The following is a 15914-nucleotide window of genomic DNA, read 5'->3' on the forward strand; positions in this document are numbered from 1 at the left end:
GGACGGGCTTTTTATTTCCAGCCATTCGAAATCCATGTTGAGAATAGCACTACCAAACAAGGGCCGACTGTCCGAAGACGCCCGGGACCTGTTCAACCAGGCCGGTCTCGAGGTGAGAGGTCGGGGCGAGCGGGCCCTCACAGCATCACTTGGCGGCGTGTTCGAAGCCATTTTTGTGCGAGCGCAGGACATCCCGGAATTTGTCGCCGACGATGCCGCCGACGCGGGCATCACTGGATTCGACCTGGTGTCGGAATCGGGCCGCACGCTCGATTCGCTCCTCGATCTGGGATTCGGACGCTGCCGTCTGGTCATGGCGGTGCGCGAGGAATGCCCGGTCAACTCCGTAGATGACATCGAACCAGACGCCCGCGTCGCGACCGTATTTCCCTCCGTCACACGCCGATTCTTCGACGCTGCCGGCCTGAGGGTTAAGATCGTTCCAGTTTCAGGCGCAGCAGAAATTGCGCCTCATCTCGGAATCGCCGATATCATCGTCGATATCACCTCTACCGGATCGACACTCAAGACCAACGGTCTCCGCGAAGTGACCACCGTTCTTGAGTCCACCGCGCGCCTGTTCTCGTCACCGACGATCCGGACAGCAGCGGACGATGGCAAGAAAGTCGCCCTTGCGGAGCTGGTTTCGGCACTTGACTCCGTTATCCACGCTCGCGGAAAACGGTACCTGATGGCGAATGTCCCGCGGGCCAGCCTCGACCGGGTCAAGGAAATCCTTCCTGGGCTGAACGGCCCGACGGTAATCGATATTCTGAACGGCGGGGAGCACGTCGCCGTTCATGCGGTGGTCGAGGCAAGCGCCGTCTATCGCACAATTGCGTCGCTCAAGGCAGCTGGCGGCGAAGGAATTCTGGTGACACGCATCGAGCGACTCACGCCATGACGAGCACAAGTGCGTGCACACTTCGCTTCAGCGGTCGGCTTTCCGGGATGCCACCGGACATCCAGCGGTTACTGCTCGATCGCTCTACTGCACGTGAGCCGGCCCTCCAGAGAACGGTGGCATCCATCATCGCCCGTGTCGAAGACCAGGGAGATACAGCGCTGCGAGAGCTCGCCCTGCAATTCGATGGCGTAACGCTCGATACAATTGAAGTTCCGGCCGGTCGGATGGCACGCGCCGCCGACTCGATTCCGAAGGATCTTCTGCGCGCGATGAAGCGGTCCGCAGCCAACATCGAGATAGTCCACCGAGCGCAGCTCCCAACGGCCACACTCACCGAAATTGAGCCCGGCGTCACCGTCGGACGACGCCCTGACCCGCTTCAGCGCATTGGCGTTTACGCCCCGGGCGGGCGCGCAGCCTACCCCAGCAGCGTGTTGATGGGCGCTATTCCGGCCCGCGTTGCAGGAGTTCCGGAGATCATCCTCTGCACTCCTCCCGGCAGTGATGGACTGCCCGCTCCTTCCATTCTTGCTGCAGCGCATATATCGAAAGTAGACCGGGTTTTCGCCGTGGGAGGTGCCGGCGCAGTCGCAGCGATGTGTATGGGAACCCATTCAATTCCACGAGTGGACAAGGTTGTCGGACCAGGCAATGCGTATGTGGCCGAAGCCAAGTTGCAGCTCGCCAGCCTGGCAGCGTTCGACTCACCGGCAGGACCGAGCGAGCTTCTCGTGATCGCCGACGAAAGCGCGACGGCGACGATAATCGCAAGAGAGGTGGTCGCACAGGCCGAACACGATCCGCGGGCGATCGCCATTGTGATCGCTGTCGGGAATGCGACGGGCGCGGGTATCGAATCGGCTATCGCCGAAGAAGCAGTTCGCGCCGAACGGCACGAAATCATTCTGGAGTCACTCGGCTCACGGGGCGGGGTAGTGGTCGTCGAATCGCTCGACGAGGCGATTGCCCTCGCAAATGATTTCGCGCCTGAGCATCTCATGATTGCCACCCGACGCCCGGAGCAGGTATTCGCCGCCATCAAAAACGCCGGCACAGTATTCCTCGGCCAAACGAGCTCGGTGGCGTTCGGCGACTACCTCACCGGCGCCAATCATGTGCTTCCGACCGGCGGCCTTGCTCGTTCGTATTCTGGCCTGTCAACACTCGACTTCATCCGCTGGACGACATACCAGACCATTGATCCACAAGGCGCGATATCTCTCGCGGACGACGTCGGAAAATTCGCCGATGCGGAAGGACTGCACGCACATGCGGCCACAGCCCGTCAGTGGGCGAGCGCTCCGAAATGAACGCTTCCGAATTCGCCCGCGAATGCTTTCTATCCGTCACCCTTTACGACCCGGACGTAGCGCCCTGCGAGGTGGACCTGAGCGACAACACCAATCTCTGGGGTACGCCGCCGGCTGCGCAACGCGCGATCCTCACTGCCGGACCAGAGATAGTGGCGAGATACCCCGCCCCCTACACGTCCGACCTGAAAGCGAAAATCTCTGCCTACGTTCAGGTCGAAGCATCCATGGTCGTCACGGGATGCGGATCGGACGATGTTCTCGATTCCGCCATCCGCGCTTTTGGTAGTCCCGGCGATCGCGTCGCAATACCTGAACCTTCTTTCGGAATGATCCCGGTGTTCGCCCGGATTAACGGTCTGGAGCCAGTGTTCATTTCCCTTGATCGCGACGGCAGCCTGAACCCGTCTGCCTTCCAAGCTGCTGATGCCCGGATAACGTATCTGTGCTCGCCCAACAATCCGACAGGTGTGTCGCTCCGGCAAACGGACATCGATGAGATCATCAGCAACGCCCGGGGCCCCGTGATCGTGGACCAGGCCTATGCGGAGTTCTCCGAACGCTCGCTGACTGAGCTAGCGAAGAAACACGACAACGTTCTGATCACGCGAACGATGTCCAAGGCTTTCGGCCTGGCCGGGTTGAGGATCGGCTACGGTGTTGGATCACCGGGACTGGTGCGGGAAGTCGAGAAATCGCGCGGGCCGTACAAGACCAACGCGTTGGCCGCCCGCGCCGCGATCGCCGCCCTGGATGAAGATCTTCCCTGGGTCGCGCAGCATGTCTCTGAGATAAAAACAAACCGCGCGCGTTTCATTACCGGGCTCGAAAAACTGGGTCTCGATCCATATCCAACCGATGCAAATTTCGTTCTGGTTCCAGTAAGCGATGCGAAAGAGGTTGGCAGGTTGATGAGAACCCGCGGTGTCGCAGTCAGAGTATTTGATGACCTTGCCGGAGCCGGAGGTGCGTTCCGGATCACAATCGGACCGTGGGAGATGATGGACCGTTGTCTCATCAGTCTCGCGGAGTGCATGGGATGAGAGTGGCCATTCTCGATTATGGTGCGGGCAATCTCCACTCGCTCGCAAAGGCACTCGAACAGCCCGGAGTGGATGTTACCATAACGACCGATCCGTCGGTGGCTTTCCGTCTTGACGCTCTCATACTCCCCGGGGTAGGCGCGTTTGCCAGCGCTTCCGAGGTCATCGCCCGCTATGCTCTCCCCATCCGCGAAAGTCTCGATCGTGGGCTCCCGTGCCTTGGGATCTGCCTCGGCATGCAGCTCCTGTTCGAGGAAAGCGAAGAGGGCAGTGGTCGTGGTATCGCTGCAATTCCTGGCCGTGTGAGGCGATTGAAAACCAGGCGGGTGCCGCAGATCGGATGGAATGAGATCGAGAGTGCAACCGATCCGCTGTTCGAAGCCGCAGATCTGCGCACCGCTTACTTCGCTAACAGCTATGTCTGCGAACCGGAGAATTCTGAACTTGTAACGGCCTGGGCAACGCACGAGACCGACCGGTTTGCCGCGGCGGTGCGCTCCGGAAATGTCGTTGGTGTTCAGTTCCATCCCGAGAAAAGCTCTTCCGCCGGAATCTCATTCATCCGTGGGTTTCTCGAGTCGGTTGCTGAATGATCGTCATCCCGGCGATCGATCTGCGCGACGGCTGCTGCGTGCAGCTTGTAGGCGGGTCATACGCGCACGAAATGGTGAGGATCGACGACCCGGTTGGGGTGGCGCGCCGCTGGGAGAGCGACGGATTTCGCCAGCTCCATGTTATCGATCTCGACGCCGCAATGCGGGTCGGGTCGAACCTCGAGTCAATGTTGTCGATTCTTCGTTCCGTGAGCTGCGAAATTCAGGTTGGGGGCGGTTGCCGAACAACGGAACAGGTAGAAGACCTGCTGCGAGAGGGAGCAGCACGAGTCGTCGTGGGCACCAGAGCACTCGAAGATCCTCACTGGCTGGAGGAGATTGCCTCCCGGTTTCCCGGTGCAATCGTGGTTGCCGCAGACGTGCGCGATGGTCGCATTGTCACCCGTGGCTGGACAAAGACTCTTCCGGAAAGAGTCGAGGACACCATCGAAGACCTCAACAGACAGCCTCTTGCCGCGGTGATGGTGACAGCCGTTCACAAAGAGGGGCTGATGGCAGGTCCCGATCTCCGTTTGATGGAGGATGTAGTGGCTGCTTCAGATCACCCCGTTCATGCGTCGGGCGGAGTAGGCGGAATGAGCGATCTGCACGAGCTTGCCGACTGCGGAGTTGCAGCCGTGATTGTCGGAATGGCTATCTATACCGGCGCGCTCGACCCGCGCGCCGCACTCGAGGAGTTCGGAGAATGAGCGTGGTTGAACGTCGGACGAGCGAAACCGACATCCGTGTCGAGATGGTGCAGGGAAGTGGTATCGCCTCGATCGACACAGGGGTGTCGTTCCTCGATCACATGATGACGGCGCTTGCCCGCTACTCCGGTCTCGACATCACCATTACCGCCACCGGCGACCTCCGGCATCATCTCATCGAGGACGTTGCGATCGCAGCCGGAACCGCGTTCGCGCAGATGATTCCTGCGGCGTGCGCGCGGTACGGAGACCGTGCCATCCCGATGGACGACGCACTCGTGCACGTCTCAATCGATGCTGGCGGGCGGCCGTACTACGAAGGAGAATTGCCGAGTACGCTGTACGATCACTGGATGAGGTCGTTCGCCGATCATGCGAAGATGACGCTGCACGTGCGAATTCTGAATGGGACCGACCGGCACCATATCGTCGAAGCGGCGTTCAAGGCACTTGGTCTCGCCATCCGCGATGCGCTCGTGGAGACGAAGGAAGTATTCAGCACGAAGGGAGTCGTCTCTCTGGACGCCCGTTAGTGCTGACCCGCCGGGTCGTGGTCTGTCTCGATGTCGCGGGCGAGCGGGTGGTGAAGGGAGTGGGCTTCGAGGGCCTGCGCGATGTCGGTGATCCGGTCGAGATGGCCGTTCGGTATGAGAAGGATGGAGCGGACGAGATCGTGTTCCTGGACATTTCAGCCAGCGCAGAGCATAGAGCAACCGTTCTCGATGTCGCCCGGCGTACGGCCGAGCGACTTTTCATTCCGTTGACGATCGGCGGTGGGGTCCGGAGCGCAGATGATGTTGGCCGAACATTGAGAGCGGGCGCCGACAAGGTGAGCATGAACTCCGCAGCCGTAAACAACCCTGCACTCCTTGGCGAGTGTGCGGATCGGTTCGGGTCGCAGTGCGTCGTTGCAAGCATCGATGTCAAGCGCGAAGACGGAACGTGGCACGTGTACACGCACGGTGGGAGAACGCGCACCAGTCTCGAGGCGGTCAGCTGGGCTGTCGAGTGTGTCGCGCGAGGCGCGGGGGAGATCCTGCTCACCAGTATCGACCGCGACGGCGCACGCAGCGGCTACGATCTGGAGCTCACGCGCGAGGTTGCCGGTGCGGTCTCAGTTCCAGTGGTTGCTTCGGGTGGTGCAGGTAATGCCACCCATGTGGTTGATGTACTGAGCTTCGCCGATGCTGCGCTTGTCGCGGGTATTCTGCATGACGGTTGCACTACCGTTGGCGTCATCAAGGCTGAAATGACCAAAAACGATATTCCAGTTCGGAGGTCCGGGTGAGCGCAAAGACCGATATGGAGGCTGTGGCCGAGGTTGCGAGGATCGCGGGCGACGAGGCGATGCGGCATTATGGCAGGGGTATTTCGATCGAGATGAAGGGTGATGGTTCACCCGTCACGATCGCGGATCGTGGAGCAGAGGAGCTGGCAAGGCGCTGGATCGAAGCCCGGTTTCCCGAAGATGGAATTGTGGGCGAGGAATTCGGAACGCTGAGGCCCAATGCTAAGCGCCGCTGGATCATCGACCCGATAGACGGTACGAAGTCTTTCGTACGTACCGTGCCGCTCTGGGGAACGCTGGTTGCGATCGCCGAGGGAGACAGAGTGGTGGCTGGCGCGGCGTATTTTCCGGTGCTTGGCGAAATGGCCGTCGCGGCTGCCGGGGAAGGGTGCTGGTGGAACGACAGCCGATGCAACGTCTCATCCCTTGCCGACATCTCCGCGGCGACGGTTCTCACTAGCGACATGCAGTTCGGGATGGCTCCCGAACGCTGGGAGGGATGGAATGCGCTTAACAATGGCGGCGCGGTCAGCCGGACGTGGGGCGATTGCTATGGTTACCTGCTCGTCGCCACCGGCAGAGCCGAAGTGATGGCTGACCCGATTGTGTCGGCGTGGGATGTGGCGGCGCTAATGCCTCTGATTACCGAGGCGGGGGGTGTCTTTACAAGCTGGGACGGTGAATCGACAGCATTCGGGGGAAGCGCGATCGCGACAAACGCGGCGCTTGCCCGCGAAGCGCGGGAAATCCTGGGCTGTCAACGCGTTCCAGAGCAGTCGCCCCGATGATCGACGACGTTTCCCTGATCGACATTGACTCCATCGATTTCGCCAAGGGCAATGGACTTGTCACCGTGGTGGCTCAGGATGCGACTACGGGAGCCGTACTGATGGTGGCGCACGCCGACAGGGAGGCTCTGGAGAAAACCGCCGAGACAGGTGAGATGCATTATCGCTCGCGCACGAGAGGTCTCTGGCACAAGGGCGCCACGAGTGGGAACACCCAGCGGGTGGTTTCGCTCACGGCGGACTGTGACCGCGACTCGGTGCTGGCTCGTGTTACGCCGGCCGGACCCGCGTGTCACACCCTGGATCAGTCGTGCTTTGGATCGATTGCGCTATCCGCCGATTCGCTGGGCGTACTCAGCGCAACGATAGAATCTCGTGCGCAGGAGACAGCTGGCAATGCTGGCAATGCTGCTAATTCTGGCAATGCCGCCGACAGGAGTTACACGCGGAAGCTTCTCGAGGATCGAAATCTTCGCCTCAAGAAGATCGGTGAGGAAGCGGCCGAGCTGGTGACCGCATGCGCCGATGGCGACCGGGAGAGGGCGGGTGAGGAAGGGGCTGATCTGCTTTACCACATGCTTGTTGCACTCAGGGCACAGGGCATCACGCTCGACGACGTGCGGCGGGTGCTCGCAAAACGCGCCGGGTAGCGGAGTTCTTCTCAGGATGCGAACTAACGCGAATACATTCCGATTTCTGGGAGCGGGCTCTACCAATCAGAACCGCGTGATCAAATCCCTTCGCAGCTTCGCCGGATCCCCCACATACGCAAACCGGATCCCCTTCATGTACTTCCTTGCAACCCGGCGTACCGCCTCCGGCGTCACACTCTTCAGCTCATCGACGAACTTTTCGGCGTTGCGGTAATCGCCCCGGTAAAGCTCCGCCCTCGCCAGAAAGTCCGCCTGAGCGCCGTTCGTCTCGTTGTCGAGGAAGTACTCGGTCAGAAACTGCTGCTCCAGCCGCTTCAGACCGTCGCGGTCGAGCAACCCGTTCTGTAGCTCGACCACCGCCGCCCTCATCAGCTTGAGCGTTGTATCCGGCGCGGTCGTGGAGACGTAGAGCCCGCCTGCACTTGCCGCACGGTCGAGAAATGGCGCGTGCACATCGTAGGTCAGATTCTGCCGAGTGCGGATCTCCGCGAACATCCGCCCCGTCAATACCGAAGTCGCGATCCGTAGTGCCTGGTAGTCCTCGCTGTTAGCGAGTGGACCACTGTAGTAACCGAGGATGTAATTCGTCGGCAATGAACGCTGCTCGACCACCACCGCCGCAGAACTCTCTGGCAGTCGCGCTGGCGGCGTCCACTTGTAGCTGCCTGCCGGCAGAGTCGCCAGTGAACCCCGGACGAGCCTCTCGACATGTGCCCTGTCGATATTTCCGACCACCACCAGCAGCATTCTCGACTTGACTATCTGGCTGTCGTGATATGCCTTGAGCGCGGTTGCATTGAGAGAGGCGATCGAGGCTTCAGTCCCCGTAACCGGCACCGCATACGGATGACCCGTAAACGCAATGCTGTCCGCCAGATACTCGGCCAGTGCATCCGGATCGTCGCGCCGCTGCCTGATACCGGAGAGGAACTGCGACTTGATCAGCGCGACATCGCTCGTGGCAAGCGTTGGCTGCATGATCCGGTCGGCAAACACCGCCCATGTCGAATCGAGGACTTCGGTAGTCGCGCGAATTCCGAAGATCGTCCAGTCGTCGCCGGGCTGACTCACGATCTCGCTGCCGAGCCGTGACATCTTCCGTCGGAGCGCCGCTCTCGGATATTTTTTCGTCCCGCGGTCGGAAACCTCGAGCAGTAGCGCCTCGATACCGGCGTTGGCGGGCGTGATCTGCCTGGCGCCGCCGAGCAGGTAGAGGTTCGCCGCTACAACGTTGTTGGCGCTGCTTTGCCTCAGAATCACCCGGATACCCGAGGCATCGAAACTGGTGGTCGCATTCGGGGCTCCGGGTGTCCTTCCCAGCAACGGCGAAACCGCCACCAGCGCTGCCACCGCCGCCACCGCTACTGTTCGCATGAGCAGCATCAGATGCCCCCTTTCGTCGCGAGTTCCTGCGTCGTCAGGTTGAGCTGCTGCTTTGCCTGGGGGGAGATCAGCACACCCGTGATGTGGGGCTTTGCTACTATATACCTGGTCGCATACGCGCGAAGATCGGCGATCGTCTGGGTCGCCATGTTGTCCACGTATCCCATGTAGTACTCCAGGCTCGCGACGCTCCACCAGAATCCGAGTGTGTGTGCAAAGCCAGACGCGCGTTCTCTGTCGAATGCCGAGGTGACCGCGCGGTGGGCCTTTACGGCTTCGAGTTCGCCGGCGTCGAAATAACCGGGGTCGTCGAACTTTGCGATTTCCGCCTTAAGAGCCGAAATCGCTTTCCGCAGATTCTCGGCCGATGTCTGGCCGCTGATCGTGATGGGGCCAACGTGGTTGAGGGTATAGTAGTTTACTCCGAGCCCCTGCCAGAGTCCGCTGTCGACAAGCCGCTGCTGGAAATTTGAGCCGGGATCGTTGAGGACATCCGAGAACACATCGGCTGTGTAGGTTGATTTCGCATCGGCCCCGACACTTGGCCCCTGCCACTGTACGAACACCGTCACAGCACCAACGCCAGCTTCGACGATTACACCCTCATTTTTCGTCAGCGCTGGGATCGCGGGGACAGGGTCGGCCACGAAGGGGTCCGCGCCCCGTTGCCAGCTCCCGAGCTCCTGCTCCGCAAGCGCGAACACCGTCTGGGGATTCACATCACCCGAGACGATCAGCACCGAGTTGTTGGGGACATAGTACTTCCGCTGAATCGTCCGCATCTTCTCCGGCGTTGTCGTCAGAATCACCTGCCGGTCGCCGATCACGTTCTTCCGGCTGAAATTGCCGGGGTACAACACCTTGTCCATCTCGCGGGTGAGCTGGAAGAACGGGCTCGATTCATTCCGATCGTATTCTCCAATCACAACCTGCCTTTCCCGCTCCAGCTCGTCCTGGCGGAAGAGGGGCGCGCGTAGAGCCGATGACAAAAATCGGATGCCGGACTTCAGACTGTCCGCGGACACCGTCAGGTAATAGTTGACGCGCTCTTCACCTGTAGTGCCGTTGAACACGGCGCCCAGATCACCCGCTCGCCCGACAAACGCCTCGGGCTGTGGGTAGGTTGCATTCGCCCGGAAGAACATGTGCTCGTACATGTGGGCGAGACCGGCGTACTCCGGCGTCTGGGTAAACGCGCCATTCTTCACATTCACCTCGATCGTCGCCAGCGGAACACCATGATTCTCGACTACGATGATTTCGAGTCCGTTGGCAAGAACCTTCCGCTTGATGATCTTCTCAAGCTCCGCGCGCTGTGCAGTGAGCACAGTCGGGATCAGTATCAGTCCAAGCACCATCATCAGTGCGGCAGTCCCGATTCCACGGCGATTTTTTCCACGCATATCGTTCAACAAGGCCTCGATGATTGACCAGTACGCAAAACTAGTAGCTCGGCTGAACCAGTCACAGATCAGCCGTGATGAGCCACTCGCTCCATACACCACGTTCCGCATCGGCGGTCCGGCCGATGTCATGTACGAAGCGCTTACCGCGGATGACCTCGCAAACGCCATACTCGCCGCTCGCGAATTGGACGTTCCGTGGTTCGTTCTTGGACTCGGCGCCAATATTCTCGTTGCCGACATGGGCTTTCGGGGGCTGGTAATTCGAAATACAGCCTCACATCTGAAATTCTTCGATGACGGCCGGCTATGGGTCGAAAGCGGTACGGTCGTCGGAGATCTCATCCCACAGGCCGTCGAGCGCGGATGGTCCGGTCTCGAACATTATGTAGGAATCCCCAGCACCGTCGGTGGCGCGGTCTGGCAGAACCTGCATTTCCTGGAGCCCGAGCCGGAGCGCAAGCGAACGATGTTCATTGCCGATGTTTTTCATTCGTGCGATCTCCTTACTGAAGAGGGCGAGCGGAAGACGGTCGACAAGGCATACATGGAGTTCGGTTACGACACCAGCATTCTTCACAAGAAACGCGATATCGCACTCGCCGTGACCTTTCAGCTGGAACGCGGCGACACCGGCGCGATGCATCGCATCATGCAGGAAAACCTGAGCTGGCGCGGGGCCCGTCACCCGTGGCTCCAGTTTCATCCGAGCGCTGGGTCGATATTTAAGAAGATCGAAGGTATGGGAGCGGGACGGCTTGTGGACCAGTGTGGACTCAAGGGCCATCGCCACGGTGATGCCCAGATCTCACACATTCACGCCAACATCATGGTGAATCTGGGGCGGGCAACCGCCACGGATGTCAGGGAGCTTATCAAAATCGCTCAGGATGCCGTCGAAGCGAAGTTCAGTGTTCGCCTCGAGACGGAGATCGGTTTTATCGGAGAGTTTTAAGGCCGTGCCGGCTCAAATGCATTTTTTCTCCGTCATCCTGCTTACCGGACTTGGCGCTTTTTGCGCATCGCCAGACACCGTCGTTGCGCAGGCTGTTCAGGTCGGCGTTGCCGGCGGATTCGCCATTCCGACGGGCGCTTACGGTCGGACGCGGATACCGGGGCCGGTCGTTCGCGGAAGTCTTTCAGTGGGCGGCCCGCAACGGCGCGTGCGACTTCGCGGCGACATTGAAGGCGCGTTGCTCCTCGACCAGGCGGATGGGGAGAGCATTGGTTCGAGCCAGGAGGGCACGATACGCGCCGTCAGCATCTTTGTCGCAGCCGTCGCGGGTCCGACCGGCGGCCGGCTCGCGCCTTACGTTATTGCAGGTGCTGGTCTTCAGCGCTTAACTGTGAAAGGAACGCGCAATCCATACGGGACGACCGCCGGCGTGCGCGCCGGTGCCGGGCTCCGTTTCCGTTTTGGACGAAGTGCAATACATGCCGAGGTCACTTCCCATCTCGCACTGACCGATTTCGCCACGGGCCGTGATTTTGATGTCGGCTCCTACGTTCCGGTAGTGATTGGCATCAGCTTCTGACGGTCAGTGAAGGTCGTTGTTTCGACACCGATCATGGTCCCCCGAGGCGGGGGATCTGGAACATTTGCTCAGGTCTGGGGCGTATTCCACCGGGCGTGTCACCGAGTTACCACTACGGTCGAGCCTTAGGTGCGCCGCGTGCGCGACTGACCTTTGCGATGTAGCGCAATGCTCGTCCTGGGTCCACAGCGTCGCGCCGTGTAACCGCGCCGTCGCTAGGATGACGCTGTCTGCCAACGGAGCTTGAGCTCAAGGCACGCCATCAGATGCGATCCGCATCCCTCTCAACGTCGGATCCCGCACCTCGATATGCGCCCCGAAGCTCCTTTAGCGGGCGCACCGGAATGAATCGAAGCTGCCCCTCGAAGACGACGACCTGAAGTTTTTGTCCCGGGCAGATACGAAGGGACTCGCGGGCCGCTTTCGGAATTACTACCTGAAACTTCGGCGAAACCGTAACACTCGACATATCGACCTCGATCGATCACTATTTGCTATGATAATGGAGTTTAGCCCAGCGCGAGTGCAACGTGGCCACGGTGTGGAGAGCCCAACAGTTTGAGGGCCCTACCGCTTTGAGCCCGATCCACTCTCGGCGGCCTGAGTCGCAACCGTCCAATCGTTGATGGCCTCATCAAGTTTTTTCTTGAGTGCTTCAAGATCCCGCCCGAGGTTCACCGCCCGCCGCTTGCCATCCACCGTTGTATAAAGCTCAGGATCCGCAAGCGTCGAAGTGATCCCCGCAATGCGACCTTCCAGTGACGTTACCCGCTGCTCGGCCTCTTCTGCCTTGCGCCTCGCGTTTCGACTGACGTCGCGATCCTTTCCCTTCTCGCTCTCCCGGCGCTTGGTCTTCTGCTTTTCATGTACGCGGCGCAGTGACTCTTCCTCCGCCGCATTGACCGCGGCTGCATGTGCCCGCTCCCGGCTCGCAGTTTCCCACTCACCAAAAGTCCCCGCGAAATCGGTGATGTGTTTTTCATGCAGCACCCACACCCGGTCGACGAGGGTCCGAAGCAGCTCCCGGTCGTGGCTCACCAGAATGACGGAGCCATCGTAATCCTCTAGCGCATCCTCCAGCGCTTCGATCGATTCCACATCGAGGTGATTGGTGGGCTCATCGAGGATCAGCAGGTTGGCGCGCGCGAGAACGATCATCGCCAGCGCAACTCGCGCCCTTTCGCCCCCGGACAAAGTGCCCGCGCTCCTTTGAACTTCGTCGCCGGAAAATCCAAAACGCGCAAGATGACTCTGCACCTGCCGCCGCTCCCACAGCGGACGGAGATCGGCGATGACGTCATAAATGGACCTATCGAGCGGTACCTGGCTCATGTCCTGGCGGTAGTACGCCGCCTTGATCGACCCGCCCAGCCTCAACTCACCCCCCATGATTTCGTGCTCGCCGATCAACGAGCGCAACAGCGTCGATTTGCCCGCACCGTTCGGACCGAGCAGACCAAGAATTTCGCCGCGCTTGAGAATCGTCGTGAAATCCTCGATCAACACCTGATCGTTGATCCCGATTCGGGCGTGGTTGGCGACCAGTATCTGATCTCCACCACGATCCCCAACATCGAGCCTGAGCGCCATCGCTCCCTCCGACCCGACCGGTGATCCGAGGCGCGGCAGGCGCGCAAGCAGCTTGCGCCGCCCTTTCGCCTGCTTGGTGTTCTGGCCGGCGAGATTCCGCCGGACATAATCTTCCTGCTCCGACACGAATCGCTGCTGCTTGTCGAACGCGCGCTGCTGAGAGAGCCGCTTCTCCTCACGCTGCCTCACGAACGCTTCATAATTTCCGATGTAGGCGAACGCCGAATCGCCCTCGAAATGCAGCACGTGGTCGACGACATTCGACAGAAATGCACGGTCGTGGCTGATGAGCAGAATCGTCTTGTCGCTGCCCTTGAGATAGTCCTCGAGCCACTGCGTCGTATCCAGATCGAGGTGATTCGTTGGCTCATCGAGCAGAAGTACATCAGCCGGACTCACTAGCTGGCGTGCAACTCCCAGACGGCCCCGCTCACCCCCGCTCAGCTGCGTCAGTGGTCGGGTTCGCGCCTCGACAGGGTCGAAGCCGAGCCCGTGGAGAACCGCGTCTACCCGAGGGGCAAATGTGTATCCGCCCTCTCTGTCGAAACGCTCGAGGTCCTTGTCGTAGCGGGAAAGCATCCCCGGAGTCGAGGCTTCGCCCAGCTCTCCGATCCAGATGCTCTGCTCAGCAAGCGATACCTCGAGTGCAAGCAGGTCGGCGAACTGTCCCGCCGCCGCAGTCCATACCGAGTCAGCGTCACCGAAATCCCGATGCTGTTCGAGCAGCGATACGCGTAGTCCGGGCTGCTTCGAAACGCTGCCAAAAGTCGGCTGCTGGTCTCCGGTGATCAGTCTGAAAAGTGTCGTTTTGCCCGTTCCGTTACGGCCGACGATACCCCAGCGTTCTCCCCTTGCCGCGGTGAACGTGACGTTCCGAAACAACTTGGTAGCGCCGAAGTGTACCTCGGCGCCGGACACCGAAATCTGCGTCACGCAGTTACATCCAACGGTGTCATGCGTCCTAGCGTCGCTGCCGCTCGTTCACACGCCGCGAAGCATCGTTCGAGAGTCTCGGGAGTGTGATCGCCCATGTGCCCAATGCGGAATGTCGTATCCCGGAGCTTTCCATACCCACTGGCGACTCTGATCCCCTGCTGCGCGACTGCACTGGTGAAGACATCGCCCGTCAGGCGGGCAGGTAGCCGGATGGTTGAGACGGTGGGGGAGCGGAATGCGTGCCCTGCGATGTTCTCCCAACCGTCGTCCCCGCCCTCCCGCATTCGAGCCAGCCACAGTCTCGTAGCCAAAGCCATCTCCATATGCCGGATCCACCGGTTTTCCATTCCCTCCTTGAGGATCGCCGCCAGTTGAACGTCGAGCGCGTATAGAAGCGAAAGCGCAGGTGTCGCCGGAACCTGTCCGGCGTTGACGAACTTGTCCATCTCTACGATGTCAAAATACACTCCCCGATTCGACTGCTCGGCCGCCATACGAACGAACTCTGCCGACGCTACGGCGAACGCGAGACCAGGGGGCAGCGCCAGAGCTTTCTGGGAGCCTGTTAGTACATAATCTAACTGCCACTTGTCGAAGTACAGCTCCGCACCGCCCAGCCCGCTCACGCTGTCTACGAGACACAGCGCTCCATACGCGTGCGCCATGTCGGAAATGACATGGATGTGATTCAACGCCCCGGTCGAAGTCTCGGAATGAGTGACGGTGATGGCTCGATATTGTCTCTTGGTTAGGTATTCTTTTAATTCTCCGTGAGTGTGGGCCTCACCCCATGGAACCTCATAACGATCGACTTCGCGCCCGCAGGCTTCGGCAATGTGGGCAAAACGTTCTGAGAAGGCACCATTCACGAGGCAGAGAATCCTCCCCGGTGGTGTGCACCGCACCGCCGCTTCCATCAGCCCCGTGCCGGACGACGCAGTGACGTAAACTGGCCGCTCTGTCTTGAAGACTTCCTTCAACCCGATCTGCAGCCGAGCAAACAGATCCTCGAACTCCTGGCTCCGATGCGGGATCATCGGCCGCGTCATCGCCTCGAGCACTTCCCGGCGAACCTCCGTGGGGCCCGGAACGAAGAAGGTGCCAAATTCCGTATCTGTCATCCCAGCACTAACTCCTGTAACTGTCTGAATGTGGCGACTGTCGCGTCCGCTGCCCTTACAACCGCCATCCGCGTCACAAACCCCGTGAACGCGACGAAGCAATCTACCGCTGGCCTCAACTCGGCGTCCGTCACCCCGTCTCCAACAGCAATAACCGGCCTGGGCAAGTCGAGCGCGTCGACAACAAGCCGCTTTCCTCCCTGGCGGGACAACAGGCTGGCCTCGTCGTAACCCCCATACCCTCCGCTCGAGGTAAACGAAACGGAAACCGCATGAACATCATCCGCTGCCACTCCCAGCAATTCAGCGAGTGGAAGAATTGCCTCGCGTATCCCCCCGCTTACCAGAACCACCTGGACGCCAGCGGCCTGCATGGCGACTATCGATTCCGCGGCTCCACGGGCTACCGAGCTTATGTAAGCATCAGCAAGCCGACCGACGTCTCCCCGCGAAGGTCTCACCTCCGACAACCGCAGCTCGAAGACGTCGTCGAGCCTGCTTGCACCCGACATCGCCAGCTCCGTCAAGCGAGACACCCTTTCGACGACATCGGGACCGTGCCGGACTGCCAGCCAGTCGATCCCCTCGATGCCACTGAGGGTCGAATCCACATCGAGAATGACCGTGCGAAACCGCGTCAAAGGATGTGGTCCT

Annotated in this window: 17 protein-coding genes; 11 read left to right on the top strand and 6 right to left on the bottom strand. The window is 60.3% G+C overall.

Features of this window, described 5'->3' with window-relative positions; genetic code table 11:
- The first annotated feature begins 34 nt into the window (after positions 1-34).
- The 9 genes from hisG to hisIE are packed head-to-tail and all read left to right on the top strand — an operon-like array spanning position 35 to position 7289.
- On the top strand, positions 35-904 hold the full coding sequence (gene hisG, locus WKF55_11415) for an ATP phosphoribosyltransferase (protein ID MEJ7760182.1): 870 nt from the start codon (positions 35-37) through the stop codon (positions 902-904).
- Positions 901-2217 carry a histidinol dehydrogenase gene (gene hisD / locus WKF55_11420; protein ID MEJ7760183.1) on the top strand — a complete coding sequence of 439 codons (1317 nt, stop codon included), beginning with the start codon at positions 901-903 and terminating at the stop codon, positions 2215-2217. Before hisG ends, hisD begins: the two co-directional genes overlap by 4 nt.
- The gene (locus WKF55_11425; GenBank protein ID MEJ7760184.1) at positions 2214-3260 is read left to right on the top strand and encodes a histidinol-phosphate transaminase; all 1047 of its coding nucleotides are present in this window, start codon (positions 2214-2216) and stop codon (positions 3258-3260) included. Before hisD ends, WKF55_11425 begins: the two co-directional genes overlap by 4 nt.
- Positions 3257-3853 (top strand): imidazole glycerol phosphate synthase subunit HisH, encoded by a 597-nt coding sequence (gene hisH / locus WKF55_11430; protein ID MEJ7760185.1) that lies wholly within the window; start codon positions 3257-3259, stop codon positions 3851-3853. The genes WKF55_11425 and hisH overlap by 4 nt, the downstream gene beginning before the upstream one ends.
- Entirely contained in the window at positions 3850-4563 is a 714-nt protein-coding gene (locus tag WKF55_11435) for a 1-(5-phosphoribosyl)-5-[(5-phosphoribosylamino)methylideneamino] imidazole-4-carboxamide isomerase (GenBank protein ID MEJ7760186.1), read from the top strand. Before hisH ends, WKF55_11435 begins: the two co-directional genes overlap by 4 nt.
- Positions 4560-5096: an imidazoleglycerol-phosphate dehydratase gene (locus WKF55_11440; GenBank protein MEJ7760187.1), complete on the top strand. Its 537-nt coding sequence runs from the start codon at positions 4560-4562 to the stop codon at positions 5094-5096. The genes WKF55_11435 and WKF55_11440 overlap by 4 nt, the downstream gene beginning before the upstream one ends.
- Entirely contained in the window at positions 5096-5851 is a 756-nt protein-coding gene (gene hisF / locus WKF55_11445; GenBank protein MEJ7760188.1) for an imidazole glycerol phosphate synthase subunit HisF, read from the top strand. Before WKF55_11440 ends, hisF begins: the two co-directional genes overlap by 1 nt.
- Positions 5848-6639 (top strand): histidinol-phosphatase, encoded by a 792-nt coding sequence (gene hisN, locus WKF55_11450; protein MEJ7760189.1) that lies wholly within the window; start codon positions 5848-5850, stop codon positions 6637-6639. Before hisF ends, hisN begins: the two co-directional genes overlap by 4 nt.
- Entirely contained in the window at positions 6636-7289 is a 654-nt protein-coding gene (hisIE, locus tag WKF55_11455) for a bifunctional phosphoribosyl-AMP cyclohydrolase/phosphoribosyl-ATP diphosphatase HisIE (protein ID MEJ7760190.1), read from the top strand. Before hisN ends, hisIE begins: the two co-directional genes overlap by 4 nt.
- A 66-nt stretch (positions 7290-7355) precedes the next feature.
- Here hisIE and WKF55_11460 read toward each other — a convergent pair whose 3' ends face one another.
- Together WKF55_11460 and WKF55_11465 are read right to left on the bottom strand one after the other, a co-directional pair.
- The gene (locus tag WKF55_11460) at positions 7356-8675 is read right to left on the bottom strand and encodes a pitrilysin family protein (protein MEJ7760191.1); all 1320 of its coding nucleotides are present in this window, start codon (positions 8673-8675) and stop codon (positions 7356-7358) included.
- Positions 8675-10078 (bottom strand): pitrilysin family protein, encoded by a 1404-nt coding sequence (locus tag WKF55_11465; GenBank protein ID MEJ7760192.1) that lies wholly within the window; start codon positions 10076-10078, stop codon positions 8675-8677. Before WKF55_11465 ends, WKF55_11460 begins: the two co-directional genes overlap by 1 nt.
- 19 nt (positions 10079-10097) lie before the next feature.
- On the opposite strand from WKF55_11465, the gene murB reads away from it, so the two are divergent.
- Entirely contained in the window at positions 10098-11033 is a 936-nt protein-coding gene (gene murB, locus WKF55_11470; protein MEJ7760193.1) for a UDP-N-acetylmuramate dehydrogenase, read from the top strand.
- Positions 11034-11049: 16 nt separating this feature from the next.
- The gene (locus tag WKF55_11475; GenBank protein MEJ7760194.1) at positions 11050-11613 is read left to right on the top strand and encodes a hypothetical protein; all 564 of its coding nucleotides are present in this window, start codon (positions 11050-11052) and stop codon (positions 11611-11613) included.
- Between the two features lie 262 nt (positions 11614-11875).
- Here the strand turns inward: WKF55_11475 and WKF55_11480 are convergent, their stop codons facing one another.
- The 4 genes from WKF55_11480 to WKF55_11495 all read right to left on the bottom strand — a co-directional run bounded on the left by WKF55_11480 (position 11876) and on the right by WKF55_11495 (position 15901).
- Positions 11876-12082 (bottom strand): AbrB/MazE/SpoVT family DNA-binding domain-containing protein, encoded by a 207-nt coding sequence (locus WKF55_11480; GenBank protein MEJ7760195.1) that lies wholly within the window; start codon positions 12080-12082, stop codon positions 11876-11878.
- 98 nt (positions 12083-12180) lie between these two features.
- Positions 12181-14136, bottom strand: a complete 1956-nt coding sequence (locus WKF55_11485) for an ABC-F family ATP-binding cassette domain-containing protein (GenBank protein MEJ7760196.1) — start codon at positions 14134-14136, stop codon at positions 12181-12183.
- A complete protein-coding gene (locus tag WKF55_11490) occupies positions 14133-15260 on the bottom strand; it encodes an alanine--glyoxylate aminotransferase family protein (protein MEJ7760197.1) in 1128 nt (375 codons plus the stop codon). The genes WKF55_11485 and WKF55_11490 overlap by 4 nt, the downstream gene beginning before the upstream one ends.
- A complete protein-coding gene (locus WKF55_11495) occupies positions 15257-15901 on the bottom strand; it encodes an HAD-IB family phosphatase (protein MEJ7760198.1) in 645 nt (214 codons plus the stop codon). The genes WKF55_11490 and WKF55_11495 overlap by 4 nt, the downstream gene beginning before the upstream one ends.
- Positions 15902-15914 lie beyond the last annotated feature (13 nt).

The sequence above is a fragment of the Gemmatimonadaceae bacterium genome (assembly GCA_037721215.1).
Lineage (GTDB): Bacteria > Gemmatimonadota > Gemmatimonadetes > Gemmatimonadales > Gemmatimonadaceae > UBA4720.

Excerpts from the sequence above, each read along its gene's own strand:
- WKF55_11480 (MEJ7760195.1), bottom strand. The coding sequence starts at position 12,082 with ATGTCGAGTGTTACGGTTTCGCCGAAGTTTCAGGTAGTAATTCCGAAA.
- WKF55_11475 (MEJ7760194.1), top strand. The coding sequence starts at position 11,050 with ATGCATTTTTTCTCCGTCATCCTGCTTACCGGACTTGGCGCTTTTTGC.
- WKF55_11465 (MEJ7760192.1), bottom strand. The coding sequence starts at position 10,078 with ATGCGTGGAAAAAATCGCCGTGGAATCGGGACTGCCGCACTGATGATG.
- WKF55_11425 (MEJ7760184.1), top strand. The coding sequence starts at position 2,214 with ATGAACGCTTCCGAATTCGCCCGCGAATGCTTTCTATCCGTCACCCTT.
- hisD (MEJ7760183.1), top strand. The coding sequence starts at position 901 with ATGACGAGCACAAGTGCGTGCACACTTCGCTTCAGCGGTCGGCTTTCC.
- WKF55_11490 (MEJ7760197.1), bottom strand. The coding sequence starts at position 15,260 with ATGACAGATACGGAATTTGGCACCTTCTTCGTTCCGGGCCCCACGGAG.
- WKF55_11460 (MEJ7760191.1), bottom strand. The coding sequence starts at position 8,675 with ATGCTGCTCATGCGAACAGTAGCGGTGGCGGCGGTGGCAGCGCTGGTG.
- hisH (MEJ7760185.1), top strand. The coding sequence starts at position 3,257 with ATGAGAGTGGCCATTCTCGATTATGGTGCGGGCAATCTCCACTCGCTC.
- WKF55_11435 (MEJ7760186.1), top strand. The coding sequence starts at position 3,850 with ATGATCGTCATCCCGGCGATCGATCTGCGCGACGGCTGCTGCGTGCAG.
- hisIE (MEJ7760190.1), top strand. The coding sequence starts at position 6,636 with ATGATCGACGACGTTTCCCTGATCGACATTGACTCCATCGATTTCGCC.
- WKF55_11440 (MEJ7760187.1), top strand. The coding sequence starts at position 4,560 with ATGAGCGTGGTTGAACGTCGGACGAGCGAAACCGACATCCGTGTCGAG.
- hisG (MEJ7760182.1), top strand. The coding sequence starts at position 35 with ATGTTGAGAATAGCACTACCAAACAAGGGCCGACTGTCCGAAGACGCC.
- murB (MEJ7760193.1), top strand. The coding sequence starts at position 10,098 with ATGATTGACCAGTACGCAAAACTAGTAGCTCGGCTGAACCAGTCACAG.